We start from the raw sequence: 18176 nt of genomic DNA, 5'->3' as shown, positions 1-18176 counted from the left end.
GCCCGCGGTGTCCATTATCGAGCTGGGGCCCCACGTCCACTTCATCCCGCGAGATTGACCCGTTCGGTGTTCGTAATCAACAGGGCCGCAAGGCCGAGAAAAAACAATGCAGAACGAAGGAGAAAGCCCATGAAGATCCGAACCATCATTGCGGCCACCTGCGCCTCCTTCGCCTTCTCGATGGCCAGCCCGGTCTACGCCCGCGATGGCGAAGCGGAAACCGTCACGAAGAACTTCGAGTCGGCCATTCCCAATATCCCTGGCAAGTCGCTGATCGCCGTGGAGGTCGAGTACGCGCCGGGCGCGGCCTCTCCGTCCCACACCCACGCGAAGTCGGCCTTCATCTACGCCTACGTGATCTCGGGCGCGATCGAGTCGAAGGTGAATGATGGCGAGACGCGCATCTATCGGGCTGGCGAGAGCTGGTCTGAACCGCCGGGCGCGATTCATTCGATCAGCCGCAACGCGAGCAGGACCGAGCCGGCAAAGCTGCTCGCTGTCTTCGTCCTCGACACCAATGACAAAGCGCTGACCACGCCCGTCAAATAAGCTACTCGCTGCGCCAGCCGAGAATCTACGGTGGTGATATCGGCCGCGAGTTTACCGCGGCCGTCATCCGCCGTGTGCCGAAAGCGGAAAATATGCTTCACGCAAAACAGCATCTGCCCTGTTGAAAATGCATTTGCTCGAGATGTCGTCGGCGGATTATCCGCTGATGTGAAGGCACTGCCGAGCCGTTGGTTACACCACGAGCGGTGCGGGGGGCCGGCGTTAAAACGGAGCTTGTACTGCAAGGACTGCGCGACCCGCGACGCTACGTGCCGATCGATATTGCCGATGGCTTCCTTGCAGAAACGTAAGAGGATCGAGCACGCGGCGCGATGGAACGAGATCGAGAAGGCGGTAGAGATGCACTTGGTCAGCTTATGCGAACAGCGCGTTACACTCTGTGGGCGGACGTTCAATTTCAGAACGTCGGAAACCATCCACACTGAGAGCTCCCGAAAATATACCGCGGGGAGCTTCGAGCGGCTGGCCCGTTCCGGCGGATGGAGCGTTGCCGAGGCTTGGCAGGATGCGGACGGGTTATTCGGCCTGTTCGGACTCATTCGCTACTGAACACCCGCCGATCGTCGAATTGCTGCCCATTCATGTGCTGGCTGAATACATCATGTTTGGGCGGGGACATCACACCAGGTGAGCGATTGACGAATGAAGCGCAGCGGCCCGGAGTTCATGCAGTATCCTAACCTTGTCAGCAGATAGCAAAAGCCCGGACGGGTTCCCAAAAATCTTTCCTGGATGCATCCGGGCTCTGGCGTTATGCTTGCATCACATAAAGGCTCCAGCCACCCTGAGAGACGGTCGTTGCGACCGGATAAAGTTCAGATCGAGCCCGCCAGCGCAACGGCGGGAAAGTCCTTCTCGGGATCGAACACGTTATTGAAAAAGTTCGTCAGAGAGTACATGGCCACCAGCGCGACGATCTCGATGACGTTCGCATCCGTGTAGCCGGCATCGCGGACGGCTTTCAGATCGGCATCACTGACCTTGCCGCGGGCTTCAACGACTTTGCGCGCAAACTGGATGGCGGCGTCCCGCTTCGGGTCGCTGGCGTGGCCTTTCCGAGCAAGAATGATTTCATTGGCCGGCAGCTTGGCCATATGATCGGCCGTAAAGCTGTGGACCGTCAGGCAGTAGTCGCAGCCATTCACTTCGGAGACGGCGAGGCCGATGCTGTCCCGCGTCTTCACGTCGAGCGCCTTGCTCAAGGAGCCGAGCAGGGTGGCCCATGAGTTGAACGCGATCGGACTTGCCGCGAAGGTAGCCATCATATTTGGAGTGAACCCGAGGTTTTTGGTGAACATATCGAGGGTCGGTTTCGAATCGGCCGGCACCTGTTCCGGCTTTAGAGCTGCAATTCTTGGCATCATGATCTCCGCAAGTTATCGGTTTCACAAATAATCAAATGAGATCCAGCACATCGACCACCGCGCGGCGCGGCTTCTGCGGCCAGTTTCCCGGACGTTCCGCCCCTACGGACAACAGCATGACCGGTATCTCGTCCTCAGCCAGTCCGAACTCGCGGTGCACCGCTTTGTCATCGAAACCGATCATCGGCGTCGAACCCAGGCCTAGCGATCGGGCCGCATAGATCATCGCCGCCGCGCCGAAGGCGCCGGTGCGCACTGCTTCGTCGCGCTGGCGCTGCGGATAGTCCTTATAGAGATCGCGTGCGGGGATTTCCCAATCCGGTATCAACTTTGCGGGCATAATCCCCGCCTCCACCACCGGCGCCAGGCGGTCCGGAATTACACTGGAATCAGCCAGCTGGCCGCAGACAATGAAGGTAACAGCGGCGTCAGTGATCGCAGGCTGCTTCCAGGCGATCGGACTCAGCCGAGCCTTGGCTTCAGGCGAGCGTACGGCGATGAAGCGCCAGTTCTGCAAATGGAAGGATGTCGGCGCAGTGGTGCCGATTCGCACTAGTTCGCGGATCTGATCGTCGCTCAGAGTGGCGGCAGGGTCATAGTACTTGGTGGAGCTGCGGCTCAGGATACATTCGATGACCGCGTTGGTCATGGTAAATTCGTTAGTCATGGTGATTCGTATGCTTGAAGGGACAGGTTGAGATACAAGAGTGCTTTCGCTCTCTTTGCGGGAAAGGCTGCAGGGATTGAGCCCGTTCGGCATTATGCCAAGGGCCGTGGGTAGTTTCACAGGTTGCGCCGGCGCGTCTGATGAGGACGCGGCCGGCCGCGCGCATCGAAGGCGTGTCGTTTACGGACGAACGCGAATGATCGTCTTCCCCGGGCGGCGCGCGGTTGGCTTGAAGGCGGCGACGGCATCGTCGAGGGGCGCGACGGTGCCGATGTTCGTCCGCAGTCGCCCGTCCCACACCCGCTGCACGATCTCACTCAGTTGGGCGCGATCGGACTCAACAACGAAGTCAACCGCTCGGCCATCGGCGGGCCGCGTCTCGTTCGGCCCGACGATGGACACCAGTGTTCCTCCAGCCCGAGTCAGGCGCGCGGAACGCTTCCCGATGTCGCCTCCGATGACATCGAACACCAGATCGATTCCTCCGACGTCTTCGAGGGCGTCGTTGTCGAGGTCGACAAACTCATTCGCGCCGAAGTCGAGAGCCGTCTGACGATCGGCGGCACGTCCGGTGCCGATGACGTAGGCGCCGGCCTCTCGTGCCAGTTGCGTCACCATCGACCCGACTGCGCCGGCCGCCCCGTGCGCGAGAACGCTCTGCCCCGCATGAAGGCGGCCGTGCACGAACAATCCCTGCCACGCAGTCAGACCCGAGATCGGCAGGCTTGCGCCCACGGTGAAATCGACGTCGCCCGGCAGCGGCGCGAGGTTGCGTGCCTCGATCGCCACATACTCGGCCAGCGTGCCGTCGCGATACCAGTCCGCGAGGCCGAACACCCGCTGGCCCACTGACAGGCCCGTCGTGCCATATCCGAGAGCGGTGACCACTCCGGCCAACTCGTGCCCCGGAATCGACGGTGTTCGGCCACGATCGAGGCGATCGGTCCAGGTCGAGGGCCACGACAGCTCGGTCCCGACGAATCCCGACGCATAAACTTGAACGACGACGTCGTTGATCGCAGCCTGCGGCTCGGGCCGCTCCTTGAGCCTCATGCCGGCGTTTCCCGCAGCCTGGTCCGTTACGACGATTGCCCTCATCGTCAACCTCCCCTGTGTGGTATGTCGTCATCTTCCGAATTGCCTTACGGACGAACAAAAATACGATCGCGAAACACGATGGTCCAATGACCTGTGGCTATGGAATCGATGCCATCGACGCGAAAGATCAAAGCGCGTCAGCAGTGAAACGCGGAACGAATGCCCGCCTTGGGTACTGAGGACGCAAGAAAGAGCTGGAATGCGCGGAAGAAAGCCGCTTGTTGGGCCAAGATCAGGAGGCGGCCGGATTGTCGTCAGCGGGCCGCTATTGGTGCCGAGGCCATGCTGGTCGAACAAGCAAGGGCGAGGGAGAACGCGAGAACGTTGGGTTGAGATTCGCGTCGGATCAGTCTTCGCGCGAATCCGAGGTTGGGGATCACGTCTTCCCAATACGACAAGGTTGGGTTCGGCGAGGGCCCGTACGACAGGAGCCGGTAGGCTTTAGCCCGTCGGGGCATCCGGCATCGCGGGTCCACCGAACTGCAGGCCCTGCGGGTATGATAGGCTGCGATGCCCCAGTACAGTGATCGACTGCACGAGAGACACTCAATCCGGAGTGATATTCGGGATCGGAAGTTGAGCCAGATCATCCTCGTAGCTGGCCCGAGTGCTTGGGCTGTGGCCGGAAATAGTAGCGTCCAGGCGTGTGTTAATATCCGCACCAATGCCGAGAATTTTGCCAATGGGACAGAGGTTTGCGGCTTCCAGCAGGAATGCGCGCTGCTGAGCGTCGAGTTCTCCCCCCAGCACGAGGGTGCGTGCGAACGAGTCTCTTTCGCCTTGAGCGCCATGGTGGAAGCTGACGCCCACTTCCAACCGCTCCAGCGGAAGTTTTTGGCGTCGAGCCTGAAAACGAATGCTCATAGCCGTGCATGCAGCGAGAGATGCGCTAAGAAGGTCGTAAGGATTGGGACCAGAAGAAATATGGCCGACACAATCCGGACCGCCGACCGGAAATTGAGATTCGCCGACATGGCCTACCAGCGCGCCAAGATTAGTAGGGTCGCTTACGACAACAACTTCGCGGGTCTTGGTCATAATTAGGTCCCGATTGTTCGAATGATTGATCCACGAGCATCGACAGTGTGTACGCCAGCAACATCGCAGAGCAGGTCTCAGAGTTGGTGCGAGATTTCAGCGCGGCGTTCGCTCCGGCCGTTGCATTCAGCAACTAAATCCGGCGACCATCCGGGTAAAGCTATCATATCCATAACCGGCAGGAATGCTCCGCGAAGTCAGCGTCGAAGCTCCGCGACGAGGAAATCCGTGGAACGCGCCTCCTGAATGATCTTTGAGTTGTTTGGCGCGGAAATGAACAATCCCTCCAAAACGCGCTAGACAGTAAAAATGCGTTTAAGTCATTCATGCTGGACATGAGTGCGCATTTTGCCGCTCTCGTACGCCGCGTACGAGCTACTCTCGGGCTCACTGCGCGAATCTCGCGGCGCCGGTTGTGCAAGCCGCGACCGCTTTGGGTGCCGATTTAGCCACTGAACGCGGCTTGGAAGTCTCCGCAGAATAAAAACGTAGGCTTCGAGCGCCATGCGGCTCGTGGGATTCCTCGCTACGGCATCACGCCGCGGGGCGAGCGGCAATAACGATCGTTTATCGACTCTATGGCGAGAGGTGATTTTCTTCACCGACGTTGCAAGGTCATTGTCGAAAGCACCGTCGTTCCGAGCTTGCGCTTGCCGCGATCGACACGCGGAACACGATGGGAAATTGAAAGGCGGGGGCGATATGCAAAGCAATGACGCAATCGAAATTGTCGCGCCATGGAGTACGACTGATAGAACCGAGCATCCCGCTCCGGTGCCCCGGCTCGATCGCGGTTCGTTTCGGCGCCTTCGACGATGTGGTGGCGGGTCGGTTAGTCTGCTGTTCGCGCTGGCCGTCGTTGGTTGCGACGAGAGGGCGCAATCGCAGCTGGCTGCGCCTCCGCCGCCGCCGGTGACAGTCGCGCAACCGGTCAAGCGTACGGTCACCGACTGGGACGAGTTCACCGGCCGCTTCGAGGCGGTCGAGGAGGTCCAGGTCCGCGCCCGGGTCGGCGGCTTTGTCAACAGCGTCCAGTTCAAGGACGGTGCGATTGTCCATGCGGGCGATCTGCTCTACATCATCGATCCGCGTCCGTTCGAGGCGGTCGCGTCGCAAGCCCAGGGCCAACTCGACGACGCGCGGGCTAAGGCAGAGCTCGCCAAGCGTGAACTCGACCGTGGGCTGAACCTGGTCCAGACCAGCGCAGTTTCCGTACAGGTGGTCGATCAGCGCCGTCAGGCCTTGCAGGCCGCTTATGCGGCTGAGACGCAGGCCGAGGGTGCGCTGAAGGCCGCGCAGCTCAATGTCGAGTTCACCCACGTGCTGGCACCGATCACCGGCCGCGTCAGCCGGCATCTGGTGACGCCGGGCAATCTGGTGCAGGGCGCCGATAGCGGCGCCACGCTCTTGACCTCGATCGTGTCGCTCGATCCGATCTACATCTATTTTGACGTCGACGAGGCGACCTATCAGCGCGACAGCAAGCTGTGGTTTGAAGGCAAGCGGCCGAGCTCGCGCGACACGCCGAACCCGGTGCAGGTGAAGCTGACCGGCGAGACCAAGCCCTCGCGCGAGGGCAAGATGGACTTCCTCGACAACCGCCTGGACGTCTCGACCGCGACGCTGCGCAGCCGCGCGATCGTCCCGAACAAGGATCTCTCGATTCTGCCGGGGCAGTTCGGGCGCGTCAGGATCATCGGCTCCTCGCCCTATGAGGCGCTGCTGATCCCGGACGCCGCCGTCGCCACAGACCAGTCGCGCAAGATCGTGTTCGTGGTCAAGGACGACAACACGGTGGAAGCAAGGCCGGTCACGCTCGGGCCGCTCGACGACGGCCTGCGCGTGATCCGGGAGGGTCTCAAGGCGGAGGATCACGTCATCATCGACGGGCTGCAGCGGGCCCGCGTTGGCGCCAAGGTGACGCCTAATTTGGCGCAGGCGCGGGGAGGGGACGGCACTCCGGCAGGTGTCAAGCCATGAATCTCGGAAAGCTTTCTATCAACCAGCCCATCTTTGCGATGGTGCTGTCGATCGTGCTTGTGATCGTCGGCGCGATCGCCTACCAGACGCTGCCGGTTTCGGAATATCCGCAGGCAGTGCCGCCGACCGTTACCGTCACTACGACCTATCCCGGCGCCTCGGCGCAGACCGTATCCGACACCGTCGCCGCCCCGATCGAGCAGGAGATCAACGGCGTCGAGGACATGCTGTATCTCTACAGCCAGGCGACCTCGAACGGCCAGCTCACCATAACTGTTACCTTCAAGCTCGGCACCGATCTCGACAAGGCCCAGGTGCTGGTTCAGAATCGTGTCGCGATTGCGCAGCCGCGGCTGCCCGAGGAGGTCCAACGCAACGGCGTCGTAACCCGCAAGAACTCGCCCGACATCCTGATGGCGGTATTCGTGCTGTCCCCCGACGACTCGTTCGATCAGCTCTACATCTCCAACTACACGCTGCTGCAGGTCCGCGATCAGCTTTTGCGGCTCGACGGTGTCGGTGACATCCAGATGTTCGGCGCGCGCGACTACTCGATGCGGCTGTGGCTCGATCCCGACCGGATCGCTGATGTCGGTCTGACGTCGGGCGAGGTGCTGGCGGCAATCCGCGCCCAGAACCTGCAGATCACGGGCGGACAGATCGCGGAGCCGCCGATTGCCGACCGCGCATTCCAGCCGAACCTCGTCTTTACTGGCCGCCTCAAGGACATCGGGCAGTTCGAGGACATCGTGGTAAAGGCCGGCTCTGACGGCCGTACCGTGCGGCTACGCGACGTCGCACGGGTCGAACTCGGCGCGCTGTCCTACGCCACCAGCAGCCGCATATTGCGCAAATCGGCGGTCGCGATGGTGGTGACGCAACGGCCCGGATCGAATGCGCTCGCCACAGCGAAGGCAATCTCCACCACCATGGCGAAGCTGAAGGAGAGTTTTCCGAAGGGACTCGACTACAATATCGGCTACAACCCGACCGAATTCATCGCCCAATCGGTCCATGAGCTGATTAAGACGGTCTACGAGGCGATGGCGCTCGTTGTCATCGTAGTGCTGGTGTTCTTGCAGGGGTGGCGGCCTGCGATCATCCCGATTATCGCGATCCCGGTGTCGCTGGTCGGTACCTTCGCGGTGATGGCCGCGCTCGGATTCTCGATCAATAATTTGACGCTGTTCGGTCTGGTTCTCGCGGTCGGCATCGTGGTCGACGACGCCATCGTGGTTGTCGAAAATGTCGAACGACATCTCCAGCACGGTATGAGCCGGCGGGAGGCGGCGCTCAAGACCATGGAGGAAGTCGGCGGCGCGCTGGTCTCGATCGCGCTGGTGCTCTGCGCGGTGTTCGTGCCGACAGCTTTCCTGGGCGGCATCTCCGGGCGGTTCTTCCAGCAATTCGCCGTTACCATCGCGGTCGCGACCGCGATCTCCTGCTTCTGCTCGCTGACGCTGTCGCCAGCACTGGCCTCGCAGATACTTACTCCGCACGAGGAGAAACGTCCGCCGGCGCATTGGAACATCATTGCGCGCGGCTGGGACGGTTTCACCGCGCTGTTCAACCGCGTCTTCGATCGCCTGGCATACGGCTATGCGGCCGCCGCCGACTTCGTGATCCGGCACGCGGCGGTGATGCTTGTGATCTATCTCGCGCTGATTGGCAGCGCCGGCTGGCTGCTCGCCACGACCTCGCAGGGCTTCATTCCCGCACAGGATCGCGGTTACCTCATCATCTCGGTGCAATTGCCAGGCGCCGCATCGCTGGCGCGGACCGCTGAGGTGGTGCGCGAAATCGAGCGCATCGCGCTGGATACGCCAGGTATCGTCCGTGTTGGGGCGTTCAGCGGCTTCTCTGGCGCGACGCGCACGCAGGCCGGCAACGCCGCGGCGTTGTTCCCGGTGTTCGACGAGGCGGAGGCACGGCAGAAGAAGGGGTTGTCGGCCAACGCGATCACGGCCGATCTGCGCAAGCGGCTCTCGGTGATCCAGGGCGCTTTCATCATCGTCATTCCGCCGCCCGCGGTACCAGGCATCGGCACCGGCGGCGGCTTCACCATCCGTATCCAGGATCGGCAAGGCCGCGGCCCTGAGCTGCTGGCAGCCGCGACCGACGAGCTCGTCGCCGCCGCGCGGAAGTCGCCAAACCTGACCTCCGTCTTCTCGCCATTTACGGCGAATACGCCGCAGCTGTTCGTCGACATCGATCGCGTCAAGGCGCAGAAGCTCGGGCTGCCGATCGCCAACATCAATGACACCATCCAGACCTATTTCGGCTCGACCTACGTCAATGACTTCAATTTGTTCGGCCGCACCTATCACGTCACAGCGCAGGCCGATCTCCCATTTCGCAAGGAGACCTCCGACCTGGCGCGGCTGCGCACCCGCAACGCCGCCGGCGACATGGTGATGCTCGGCAGCGTCGTGGACTTCAAGAACATCTCGGGCCCCGACCGTGTCGCGCGTTACAATCTCTACGCCGCGTCCGAGCTGCAGGGTGAGCCGGCGCCGGGGGTGAGCTCGACGACGGCGCTCAACACCATCAAGCAACTGGCCGACGAAACACTGCCGAGCGGGTTTTCCCTCGAATGGACCGATCTGTCCTATCAACAGGTGACCGGTGGCAATGCCGGCCTCTATGTGTTCCCGATCTGTGTGCTGTTCGTCTATCTGGTGCTGGCGGCGCAATATGGCAGCTGGACGCTGCCGTTCGCGGTGATCCTGATCGTGCCGATGTGCCTGCTCGCGGCTACCATCGGCGTGCGCATTATGGGCCAGGACGTCAACATCCTGACCCAGATCGGCTTCGTGGTGTTGGTCGGACTTGCGGCCAAGAACGCGATCCTGATTGTCGAGTTCGCGCGCGACATTGAACTCGAGGGCAGGTCGCGGCTGGAGGCTGTCATCGAGGCCTGCCGGTTGCGGCTGCGGCCGATCCTGATGACGTCGTTCGCCTTCATCTTCGGCGTGCTGCCGCTGGTGGTATCGACCGGCTCCGGCTCGGAGATGCGCCAGGCCGTCGGCGTTGCCGTGTTCTTCGGCATGCTCGGCGTCACGCTCTTCGGCCTGATCTTCACGCCGATCTTCTACATGATGGTGCGCAACCTCGCGGAAGGCAAGAATGAGGGCAAGCCGACTCAAACGATCGCTGCCGCGGCGGAGTGATTTGCGGGGCCGCCGATGCGCGATACAGCCGGAACACTCTCTCCGTTACACTGAGGAGCGCAGAACGCGCCTGGGCTCGGCGACGTACCGTCTTTGCCGAGGCCAGCATGCACGCCAGCATCGGAAGTATTTCCGTTCCAAGCTCGGTGAGCTGGGTCAGCTGGCGCTCGCGATGGCTGAGTTCCAGCTCGAGCCTCTGCACCCTCAGGGTGGGCAAATCGCTCGAAATTGCTGCTAGGCGAAAGAGGATCCGCGTCCGCCGTACCCGGCAAGACAGAGGGCGGCTGGCATTTCCCGAGTGATGGAGTACGATTTCTCTAGGCTCGAGTGAGGCCGCGTGTGGCGAAGAGCTTGATCAGCCGACTTCAAGCCGAAGCCCGACGCCGGAGTCTGACAGATGGTGCAGCAGTCGCTGAACGTCGCGTACTCGGACGGCAGCTCTCAGGCGTTGTGGGAGGACGGCGAGCGCGTGTTCAGCCGCGGTTGGCGACTGGACGACAATGGCAACCGGGTTTCCGTGCTGCTTGTTGCCCCTGCCGCCGACCACCCGTCGCGGGCGAGACTCGATCGCCTGACCCACGAATACGAGCTGAAAGATGAGCTCGACGGGGCATGGGCGGTCCAGCCATTGGCCCTCACGCGCGACGCCGGTCGGACCATACTGGTGCTCGATGATCCTGGCGGAGAGCCGCTCGATCGTTTGCTCGGTGGGCCCATGGAGGTCGGGCGCTTCTTGCGCCTTGCCGTCGCTGTTACCTCGGCTCTGGGCAAGCTTCATCAGCGCGGGCTCATCCATAAAGACATCAAGCCAGCGAACATTGTGGTGGACTGCGCGGATGGACACGTGCGGCTCACCGGGTTTGGTATTGCCTCGCGCCTGTCCCGCGAGCGGCAGGCGCCCGAGCCGGCCGAGACCATCGCCGGTACGCTTGCCTACATGGCACCCGAACAAACCGGGCGGATGAACCGCTCGGTCGACGCCCGCAGCGATCTCTACTCCCTCGGCGTCACGCTGTACCAAATGCTCACGGGCGTTCTGCCCTTCACGGCGGCCGATCCGATGGAATGGGTGCACTGCCATGTTGCAAGACCGCCGGCGCCGCCCGGTGAGCGGTTAAAAAACCTCCCAGGCTCCGTCTCTGCGATCATTATGAAGCTGCTCGCTAAGCCTGCTGAGGAGCGTTACCAAACGACTGCAGGTGTCGAGAGCGATCTTCGGCGTTGCCTTGTTGAATGGGAAACCCGAGGCGCTATCGACGAATTCCCACCCGGGGAACACGACACTCCGGACCGGCTGCTGATCCCCGAAAAATTGTATGGTCGGACAGCCGAGATCGATACCCTGCTTGCCTCTTTCGACCGTATCGTCGCCGGCGGCAGGCCGGAGTTGGTGCTGGTTTCCGGATACGCCGGCATCGGCAAGTCCGCGGTCGTCAACGAGCTTCATAAGCCCCTTGTTCGGCCCCGCGGTCTTTTTGCATCGGGCAAGTTTGACCAGTACAAGCGCGACATCCCCTACGCCACCCTTGCACAGGCCTTTCAGAGCCTGATCCGCCCGCTTTTGAGCAAGACCGAAGCGGAGCTGCGGCAATGGCGGGAGGCGCTGCTCGAGGCGCTCGAACCGAACGGTCGGCTCATTATCGATCTCGTCCCGGAATTGAAGCACATCATCGGCGAACAGCCACCGGTCCCCGAGCTGCCGGCACGGGATGCGCAGGGCCGTTTTCAGCTGGTGTTCCGGCGATTTATCGGCGTATTCGCGCGGCCTGAACATCCGCTCGCCCTGTTCCTCGACGATCTCCAATGGCTCGATGCAGCAACGCTCGATTTGCTCGAGGATCTGTTGACCCGGCCGGATGTGCAAAACCTGTTGGTGATTGGCGCTTATCGCGACAACGAAGTCGATCCCGTCCACCCGCTGATGCGCAAGCTCGAAGTGATGCGCCAAGCTGGAGCGATATTGCAAGACATCGTATTGGCACCCCTGACCTGTGAAGACCTGGGACAACTAATCGCGGATTCTGTTCACAGCGAACCAGAGAGAATCACTCGGCTGGCACAGCTGATCCACGAGAAGACAACCGGCAATCCGCTTTTCGCTATTCAGTTCATTTCTGCGCTCGCCGACGAAGCATTGCTCACTTTCGATTATGGCGAGGCGCGATGGTGCTGGGACCTGAATCGCATTCACGCCAAAGGTTACACCGACAATGTGGTGGACCTTATGGTGGGGAAGCTGAACCGCCTGTCCGCCGAAACCCGGCACGCATTGCAGAAGCTCGCCTGCCTGGGCAACGTCGCAGGGTTCACCATGTTGTGCATCGTTTACCAGAACTCCGAGGAGGAGATGCATGGCCAGCTTTGGGAAGCGGTGCGAGCAGGGCTGATCTTTCGTTCGGAGGATTCCTACAAGTTTCTCCACGACCATGTCCAGGAAGCCGCCTACTCCTTGATCCCGGAGGAATTGCGTGCCGAAGCCCATCTCCGAATAGGGATGCTGCTCGCAGCGCAGACCCCTCCAGAGAAGCTGGAAGAGGCGATCTTCGAAATCGTCAATCAGCTCAACCGCAGCTCGCATCTCATCACGTCAATTGAAGAGCTTGAGCGGGTCGCAGAGTTGAATTTAATCGCAGGTAGACGCGCCAAGACCTCGACAGCCTATGCCTCGGCGCTGAACTATCTGCTCTCCGGCGCGGCACTGCTGCCAGCGGACTCTTGGGAACGCAAGCACGACCTGATCTTTGAGCTGGAGCTGCACCGGTCCGAATGTGAGTTCCTCACTGGTGCACTGGCGGAAGCCGAGCGGCGCCTGGCGGTGCTGTCGGCCCGCGCCGCAACGACGATCGAACGAGCCCGCGTCACGTGCCTGCAGGTGGATCTTTACACGACCCTGGATCAGGGCAGCCGCGCGATCGCAGTCGGTCTCGACTATCTCCGCCACCTGGGCATTGACTGGTCGCCGCACCCAACCGAAGACGAGGCTCGGCGCGAGTATGAGCGGATCTGGTCCCAACTCGGCTCCCGCACGATAGAAAGCCTCATTGATCTGCCTTTGATGGACAATGCCGTATCGCTTGCGACCCTCGATGTTCTGACGAAGCTCGGGCCGGCTGCCCACTACACGGATGCGAAATTACGTTCGATGGTCATCTGTCGAGCAGTCAATCTCAGCCTCGAAAGCGGCAATTGTGACGGCTCGTGCTACGCCTATGCAGTGCTCGCCAGGCTCGCTGGACCGGAATTCGGCGACTACCAGGCGGGACTTCGATTCGGCCGCCTCGGCTATGAACTGGTCGAACAGCGCGGGCTAAAGCGCTTCCAGGCCAGGACCTATTTGAACTTTGGATATTTACTCATGTTCTGGACGAGACACGCCCGGGAAGGTCGTGATCTGCTGCGACGTGCGTTCGAGACGGCAAACCAGATCGGTGACCTCACTTTTGCGGCGTACTACCACACCCACCTGAACACGTATCTTCTCGCGGCGGGCGATCCGCTCGATGACGTGCAAGTTGAGGTCGAGCATGGTCTCGCGTTTGCACGGGACATACAGTTCGGTTTTGCGAGCGACTCCATCGCCGGCCAGCTTGGGCTGATTCGGACACTCCGCGGTTTGACGCCGATTTTCGGTCGCTTTGACGATGGGCAGTTTGACGAAGGCCTACTGGAGGCTCGTTTCTGCAGGAATCCGGATCTGAAGTTGGCCGAGGGCTCGTATTGGACCCGCAAGCTGCAGGCACGCTTCTTTGCCGGCGACTATGCAGGTGCCCTCGAAGCCTCATTGCGCGCGCATCAGCTGCAGCCGACATCGGCGTCTTTTTTCGAATGTGCGGAATATCACTTTTACAGTGCGCTCTCCAGAGCAGCATCCTGCGAGTCTGCAGCGGCCGGCCCATGGCAGGAGCATGTCACGGCGCTGGCCGCGCACCACCGACAGCTCGAGGTCTGGGCGACGGCTTGCCCGGACAACTTCGAGAACCGCGCCGCACTCGTCGGGGCGGAGATCGCCCGGATCGAAGGCCGCGCGCTCGATGCCGAACATCTTTACGAGCACGCTATCCACTCCGCACACGCGCACGGCTTTGTCCACAACGAGGCGCTCGCCAACGAACTTGCCGCCCGCTTTTATGCCGCACGCGGGTTCAAGAAGATCGCGCATGCTTATCTGCAGGACGCGCGGTACGCATACATCCGTTGGGGAGCCGACGGCAAGGTGCGCCAACTCGACGAACTATATCCGCACCTTAGGGACGAAAAGCCAAGTGCCGGTCCCACAAGCACGATCGGGACACCCGTCGAACGACTGGATTTAGCTACTGTTATCAAAGTCTCGCAAGCCGTGTCGGGCGAGATTGTTCCAGAAAAACTGATCGACACGCTGATGCGCACAGCGATTGAGCACGCGGGGGCTGGGCGAGGTCTGTTGATCCTTGCGGTAGGTGATGGCTTTCGGATTGAGGCGGAAGTCACGACCAGCAATAATACGGTGACTGTCGGTCAGCGACGAGCAAGTGTAACGGCCGCAGATCTGCCGGAGTCCATCCTACGCTACGTGATCCGGACGAAAGAGAGCATTCTTCTCCACGATGCCGCAGTCGCGAACCCGTTTTCCGCCGATAAGTACATTCATCGGCATCACGCCCGTTCAATTCTCTGCCTGCCGTTGCTCAAACAGGGCAGATTGGCCGGTGTACTCTATCTCGAAAATAGCCTGGCGGCCCACGTTTTCACACCCGACCGCGTCACAGTGTTGAAGGTGCTTGCGTCGCAGGCCGCAATGTCGCTTGAAAATTCGCGGCTTTATGACGAGCTCGCGGATCGGGAAGGGAAGATCAGGCGTTTGGTCGACGCCAACATCATTGGGATCCTCATTGCCGACCGGGAAGGGCGGATCCTCGAAGCTAATGACGCGTTTCTACGCATCGTGGGATATGACCGTGAAGACTTGGTTTCGGGCCGCGTGCGCTGGACCGAGCTGTCCCCGCCCGAATGGCGTGAGCGCGACATACTGACTCGGGCCGAACTGAACTCAACCGGGAGAGTTGAGCCCTTCGAGAAGGAGTATGTTCGGAAAGACGGCAGTCGCGTTCCTGTGCTTATTGGCGCCGCGTTGTTCAAAGAAGGAGGCGACGAGGGCCTTGCCTTCGTGCTTGATTTGACAGAGCGCAGGCGCGTCGAGGAAGCGCTTAGCCAGGCACAGAGACTCAGCCGCACTGGCAATTGGGTCTATAACGCAACGACGATGCGTTACCTCTATTGGTCGGACGAGAGTTACAGGATCTGGGGGTTTGAGCCGCTGCAGGGCCTTCCAAGCCGACAAAGTATGTGGGAACGCATTCACCCAGAGGATCGCGACAGAGTGTGGGTAGCGATTCAGGAGGCTGTGCGCCAGAAAAGAGATTTCATGGCCGAGTTCAGACTCCTGCTACCTGATGGAACAATCAAATGGGTCGAAGGAACCAGCCATCATGTGTTTTCCCCCCAAGGTGCGCTGGCTGAGGTCATCACCACAACCGTCGATGTGACGGAACGAAGGCGCGCACAGGACGAACGTGAAAAGCTGCGACAGCTCGAGCTGGATTTCGCCCACATGAACCGCGTGAGCATGATGGGAGAATTGGCCGCCTCGCTGTCTCACGAAATTCTGCATCCGATTGCGACCGCTCGTAACAACGCCCGTGCCGGGATGCGTTTTTTGGAAATGAACCCGCCAAATCTGGATGAGACCAGGGAAGCGCTCGCTTGCGTTGTCAGGGACACGGACCGAGCCAAGGATATCGTCGGACGGATGCGCGATCACATCAAGAAGGCGCCTCTTCGAAAAGAGCGTTTTGATCTCAATTCAGCTACCAACGAAGTGATCGTACTGGCGCAAAGCGTGATCCACAGGAATGGCGTCTCGGTCCAGACTCTGCTTGCGGACGGTGTGGTTCCGGTTCTGGGAGATCGCATTCAGCTCCAACAAGTCTTGCTGAACCTGATTCTGAACGCGGCTGAAGCGATGGGCTCGGTTGAGGAAGGGGCAAGAGAGCTGTTGATCAGCACCGAGCAAGACCAGGCGGGCGCCCTCGTAGCCGTACGCGATTCCGGGCCTGGCATTGATCCGCAGCATCTCGATCGAGTCTTCGACGCCTTTTACACCACGAAGTCCAGTGGAACAGGGATGGGGTTGTCGATATGCCGCTCCATCATCCATGCTCATGGGGGCAAGTTGTGGGCGGAAGCGAACGAACCTCGCGGCGCCGTATTTCAGTTCACCCTGCCGGCGGACAACGACTCATGAATTGTCCTCAATCGGCGTACCCGGCTGCAGAGCCGAACGCAGGCACCGCTCGAGATAGTCGTCGTCCACTGGCTTGCTGAGGTAGCAAACAATCCCATCCTTTAGAGCCCGGTCCCTGACGACCTCATCGGGGTAGGCGGTAACGAGGATCGTCGGGATTGCGTACCCTGCATCGACCAAATGCCTGTGCAGTTCGACTCCGGTCATTCCGGGCATGTGAACGTCGGCGATCAAGCAGGTGGTTTCCGGCAAAAAGCGTGAGGCCAGGAAATCGGCTGCTGACGGAAACGCCTCGACAGTGTAGCCCATTAACACTATGAGCTTTCGCATTGACTCACGATAGAGCTGATCATCGTCGACGATGGCTATCAGTGTTCGGTTCAACATTGCCGGTTCCAGGCGCCTTCCTCGCTCCACTACACTGGCGGCATACCTTGCGCCTGCATGCAATCTCTAGTGTCCGGGACATTCCCCAATAATGCAATGACCGCGCCCGTAAGCGATGGCTTAGGCTTCCGGCTATCCGCTTAGGCAAAAGATATCTGTTCATCTCGGCTGATTGTGCGTAGAGTGACGTCGGAATAGAGGAAAATGCGCGCTTCCCCACGGAGGATACCGAGAATGGGTGAGGCAAATCCCTGTGTCTTGGTTATCGATGACGATCCCGAGTTTCGCGACTCGGTCGTGCGGCTGTTGCGGACAGTCGGCTTGCCTGCCCGACAATTTTCCTCTGTTCCCGATTTTCTCAACGCCGATCCGCCGGGCGGTCCCACTTGCCTGGTGCTCGATGTGAGAATGCCGGGGCGAAGCGGTCTGGAGCTCCAGCGCGACCTAGTCGCCGCAAACAGGCAAGTGCCGATCATCTTCATCACAGCGCACGCCGACGTGCCGATGACCGTGCAGGCGATGAAGGGCGGTGCAATAGAGTTCCTTACAAAGCCATTCCGCGATCAGGATCTGCTTGACGCCATCGAGGCCGGCCTCGCTCGCGATCGTGCCCGTCGAGAGAGTGATAGCGCATTGGCTGCGCTCAAGGAGCGATTCGACATGCTCAGCTCCCGTGAGCGTGAAGTTATGCTCGGCGTCGTGGCCGGTCGCCTAAACAAACAAATTGCCAACGATATCGGCATCGCCGAATCCACGGTGAAGGTGCATCGCGTGAACCTGATGCGGAAGATGAAGGCACGTTCGCTTCCCGAACTCAGCCGGATGGCGGACCGCCTCAACATAAGACTACAGCAGCCCCAGAATTTCTGCGCCTAAAGGCATACCTGGGTCTCTCCCCCGAGGGCGCCATCTACTCGCAGTTTGCGTCCACTGCATTCTGTCGCAGCGCTGAGTTCCTCCCTTAGGCGCCCCCATCCGGCTGACGGATTCGAGGCGCGAAGTGCCTGCCCTCACTTCTAAGCGATCGCTTAGCACAGACAGCGACAATCGAACCTTACAGTACCCCCGCGCAATCGACCGCAACGCTCCAAGCCATCAAAATGCGCCCAACGAGACTGTCCACCCGCCGTTCCCAGGCATGCGAGATTATAATGCGCGCAGCTATTGGTCGCTTGACGCATCCCGAACCGGGATTTGACGCAAATTGCGCCTCTCAAACTCCGGATACGGACCGCGGATTCTTTGTTCCACCAACTAAAGTGTCATTCGGACCGTTTCGCCTGCTTCCAATGCAGCTCCTTTTTCTGAAAGGCGAGAAGCCCCTCCCATTCGGATTTCGAGCCTGGGAGATACTACTTGCTTTGCTTGAACGTCGCGGTGAATTGCTCAGCGAGCAGGACCTGATGGCTCGATTGTGGCCCAAAGCCTTTGTTGAGCCCGTACATATGTCCGCGCTGCGTGACGACTGCGCCGGCCATCGGTTGATCGTCAACCCCGGGATCGCATCAACTTGATGGAGAACAACCCATGGAGCTTCATCAGGTTCGCTACTTCCTCGCCGTCGCATCCGCGCTCAACTTCACCCGCGCGGCCGAGCAGTGCAATGTCACGCAGCCCGC

13 protein-coding genes are annotated in these 18176 nt (G+C 60.6%); 8 read left to right on the top strand and 5 right to left on the bottom strand.

What is annotated here, in order from left to right:
- The first annotated feature begins 129 nt into the window (after window positions 1-129).
- Together AC5ZG5_RS42275 and AC5ZG5_RS42270 are read left to right on the top strand one after the other, a co-directional pair.
- Window positions 130-549, top strand: coding sequence for a cupin domain-containing protein (locus tag AC5ZG5_RS42275; protein WP_456646112.1), 420 nt, complete (start codon window positions 130-132; stop codon window positions 547-549).
- A 288-nt stretch (window positions 550-837) separates the two neighbouring features.
- Window positions 838-1119, top strand: coding sequence for an L-histidine N(alpha)-methyltransferase (locus AC5ZG5_RS42270; RefSeq protein ID WP_130228096.1), 282 nt, complete (start codon window positions 838-840; stop codon window positions 1117-1119).
- A gap of 266 nt (window positions 1120-1385) precedes the next feature.
- Here the strand turns inward: AC5ZG5_RS42270 and AC5ZG5_RS42265 are convergent, their stop codons facing one another.
- The 4 genes from AC5ZG5_RS42265 to AC5ZG5_RS42250 form a co-directional block, all read right to left on the bottom strand.
- A complete protein-coding gene (locus AC5ZG5_RS42265) occupies window positions 1386-1931 on the bottom strand; it encodes a carboxymuconolactone decarboxylase family protein (RefSeq protein ID WP_130228097.1) in 546 nt (181 codons plus the stop codon).
- Window positions 1932-1965: 34 nt separating this feature from the next.
- Window positions 1966-2601, bottom strand: a complete 636-nt coding sequence (locus AC5ZG5_RS42260; RefSeq protein WP_130228106.1) for a nitroreductase family protein — start codon at window positions 2599-2601, stop codon at window positions 1966-1968.
- A 180-nt stretch (window positions 2602-2781) separates the two neighbouring features.
- Window positions 2782-3699 carry an NADP-dependent oxidoreductase gene (locus AC5ZG5_RS42255; protein WP_456646111.1) on the bottom strand — a complete coding sequence of 306 codons (918 nt, stop codon included), beginning with the start codon at window positions 3697-3699 and terminating at the stop codon, window positions 2782-2784.
- 546 nt (window positions 3700-4245) lie between these two features.
- Window positions 4246-4737, bottom strand: a complete 492-nt coding sequence (locus AC5ZG5_RS42250; protein ID WP_130228099.1) for an OsmC family protein — start codon at window positions 4735-4737, stop codon at window positions 4246-4248.
- 774 nt (window positions 4738-5511) lie between these two features.
- Between AC5ZG5_RS42250 and AC5ZG5_RS42245 the strand changes: the two genes are divergently transcribed.
- The 3 genes from AC5ZG5_RS42245 to AC5ZG5_RS42235 all read left to right on the top strand — a co-directional run bounded on the left by AC5ZG5_RS42245 (window position 5512) and on the right by AC5ZG5_RS42235 (window position 16170).
- The gene (locus tag AC5ZG5_RS42245; RefSeq protein WP_496138706.1) at window positions 5512-6717 is read left to right on the top strand and encodes an efflux RND transporter periplasmic adaptor subunit; all 1206 of its coding nucleotides are present in this window, start codon (window positions 5512-5514) and stop codon (window positions 6715-6717) included.
- A complete protein-coding gene (locus AC5ZG5_RS42240; RefSeq protein ID WP_456646110.1) occupies window positions 6714-9887 on the top strand; it encodes an efflux RND transporter permease subunit in 3174 nt (1057 codons plus the stop codon). The genes AC5ZG5_RS42245 and AC5ZG5_RS42240 overlap by 4 nt, the downstream gene beginning before the upstream one ends.
- A gap of 397 nt (window positions 9888-10284) precedes the next feature.
- Window positions 10285-16170: an AAA family ATPase gene (locus AC5ZG5_RS42235; protein ID WP_456646109.1), complete on the top strand. Its 5886-nt coding sequence runs from the start codon at window positions 10285-10287 to the stop codon at window positions 16168-16170.
- On the opposite strand, the gene AC5ZG5_RS42230 is transcribed toward AC5ZG5_RS42235, so the two are convergent.
- Window positions 16165-16557, bottom strand: a complete 393-nt coding sequence (locus AC5ZG5_RS42230; RefSeq protein WP_130228103.1) for a response regulator transcription factor — start codon at window positions 16555-16557, stop codon at window positions 16165-16167. The genes AC5ZG5_RS42235 and AC5ZG5_RS42230 overlap by 6 nt on opposite strands.
- Before the next feature lie 234 nt (window positions 16558-16791).
- On the opposite strand from AC5ZG5_RS42230, the gene AC5ZG5_RS42225 reads away from it, so the two are divergent.
- The 3 genes from AC5ZG5_RS42225 to AC5ZG5_RS42215 form a co-directional block, all read left to right on the top strand.
- Window positions 16792-17433 carry a response regulator transcription factor gene (locus AC5ZG5_RS42225; protein WP_456646108.1) on the top strand — a complete coding sequence of 214 codons (642 nt, stop codon included), beginning with the start codon at window positions 16792-16794 and terminating at the stop codon, window positions 17431-17433.
- 275 nt (window positions 17434-17708) lie between these two features.
- Complete coding sequence (locus AC5ZG5_RS42220) at window positions 17709-18071, top strand: winged helix-turn-helix domain-containing protein (protein ID WP_130228105.1); 363 nt, start codon at window positions 17709-17711, stop codon at window positions 18069-18071.
- 13 nt (window positions 18072-18084) lie between these two features.
- On the top strand, window positions 18085-18176 hold a 92-nt coding region (locus AC5ZG5_RS42215; RefSeq protein ID WP_496114004.1), incomplete at its 3' end, for a LysR family transcriptional regulator.

Source organism: Bradyrhizobium sp. Ses1 (assembly GCF_059512365.1).
The sequence above is the reverse complement of the archived record's forward strand: the minus strand, read 5'-3'. Positions and strand labels throughout refer to the sequence as shown.

Bases quoted from the DNA above. Each gene is read 5' to 3' on its own strand.
- AC5ZG5_RS42275 (WP_456646112.1), top strand. From the start codon at position 130: ATGAAGATCCGAACCATCATTGCGGCCACCTGCGCCTCCTTCGCCTTC.
- AC5ZG5_RS42225 (WP_456646108.1), top strand. From the start codon at position 16,792: ATGGGTGAGGCAAATCCCTGTGTCTTGGTTATCGATGACGATCCCGAG.
- AC5ZG5_RS42235 (WP_456646109.1), top strand. From the start codon at position 10,285: ATGGTGCAGCAGTCGCTGAACGTCGCGTACTCGGACGGCAGCTCTCAG.
- AC5ZG5_RS42220 (WP_130228105.1), top strand. From the start codon at position 17,709: ATGCGCGCAGCTATTGGTCGCTTGACGCATCCCGAACCGGGATTTGAC.
- AC5ZG5_RS42250 (WP_130228099.1), bottom strand. From the start codon at position 4,737: ATGACCAAGACCCGCGAAGTTGTTGTCGTAAGCGACCCTACTAATCTT.
- AC5ZG5_RS42265 (WP_130228097.1), bottom strand. From the start codon at position 1,931: ATGCCAAGAATTGCAGCTCTAAAGCCGGAACAGGTGCCGGCCGATTCG.
- AC5ZG5_RS42270 (WP_130228096.1), top strand. From the start codon at position 838: ATGGCTTCCTTGCAGAAACGTAAGAGGATCGAGCACGCGGCGCGATGG.
- AC5ZG5_RS42240 (WP_456646110.1), top strand. From the start codon at position 6,714: ATGAATCTCGGAAAGCTTTCTATCAACCAGCCCATCTTTGCGATGGTG.
- AC5ZG5_RS42260 (WP_130228106.1), bottom strand. From the start codon at position 2,601: ATGACTAACGAATTTACCATGACCAACGCGGTCATCGAATGTATCCTG.
- AC5ZG5_RS42230 (WP_130228103.1), bottom strand. From the start codon at position 16,557: ATGTTGAACCGAACACTGATAGCCATCGTCGACGATGATCAGCTCTAT.
- AC5ZG5_RS42255 (WP_456646111.1), bottom strand. From the start codon at position 3,699: ATGAGGGCAATCGTCGTAACGGACCAGGCTGCGGGAAACGCCGGCATG.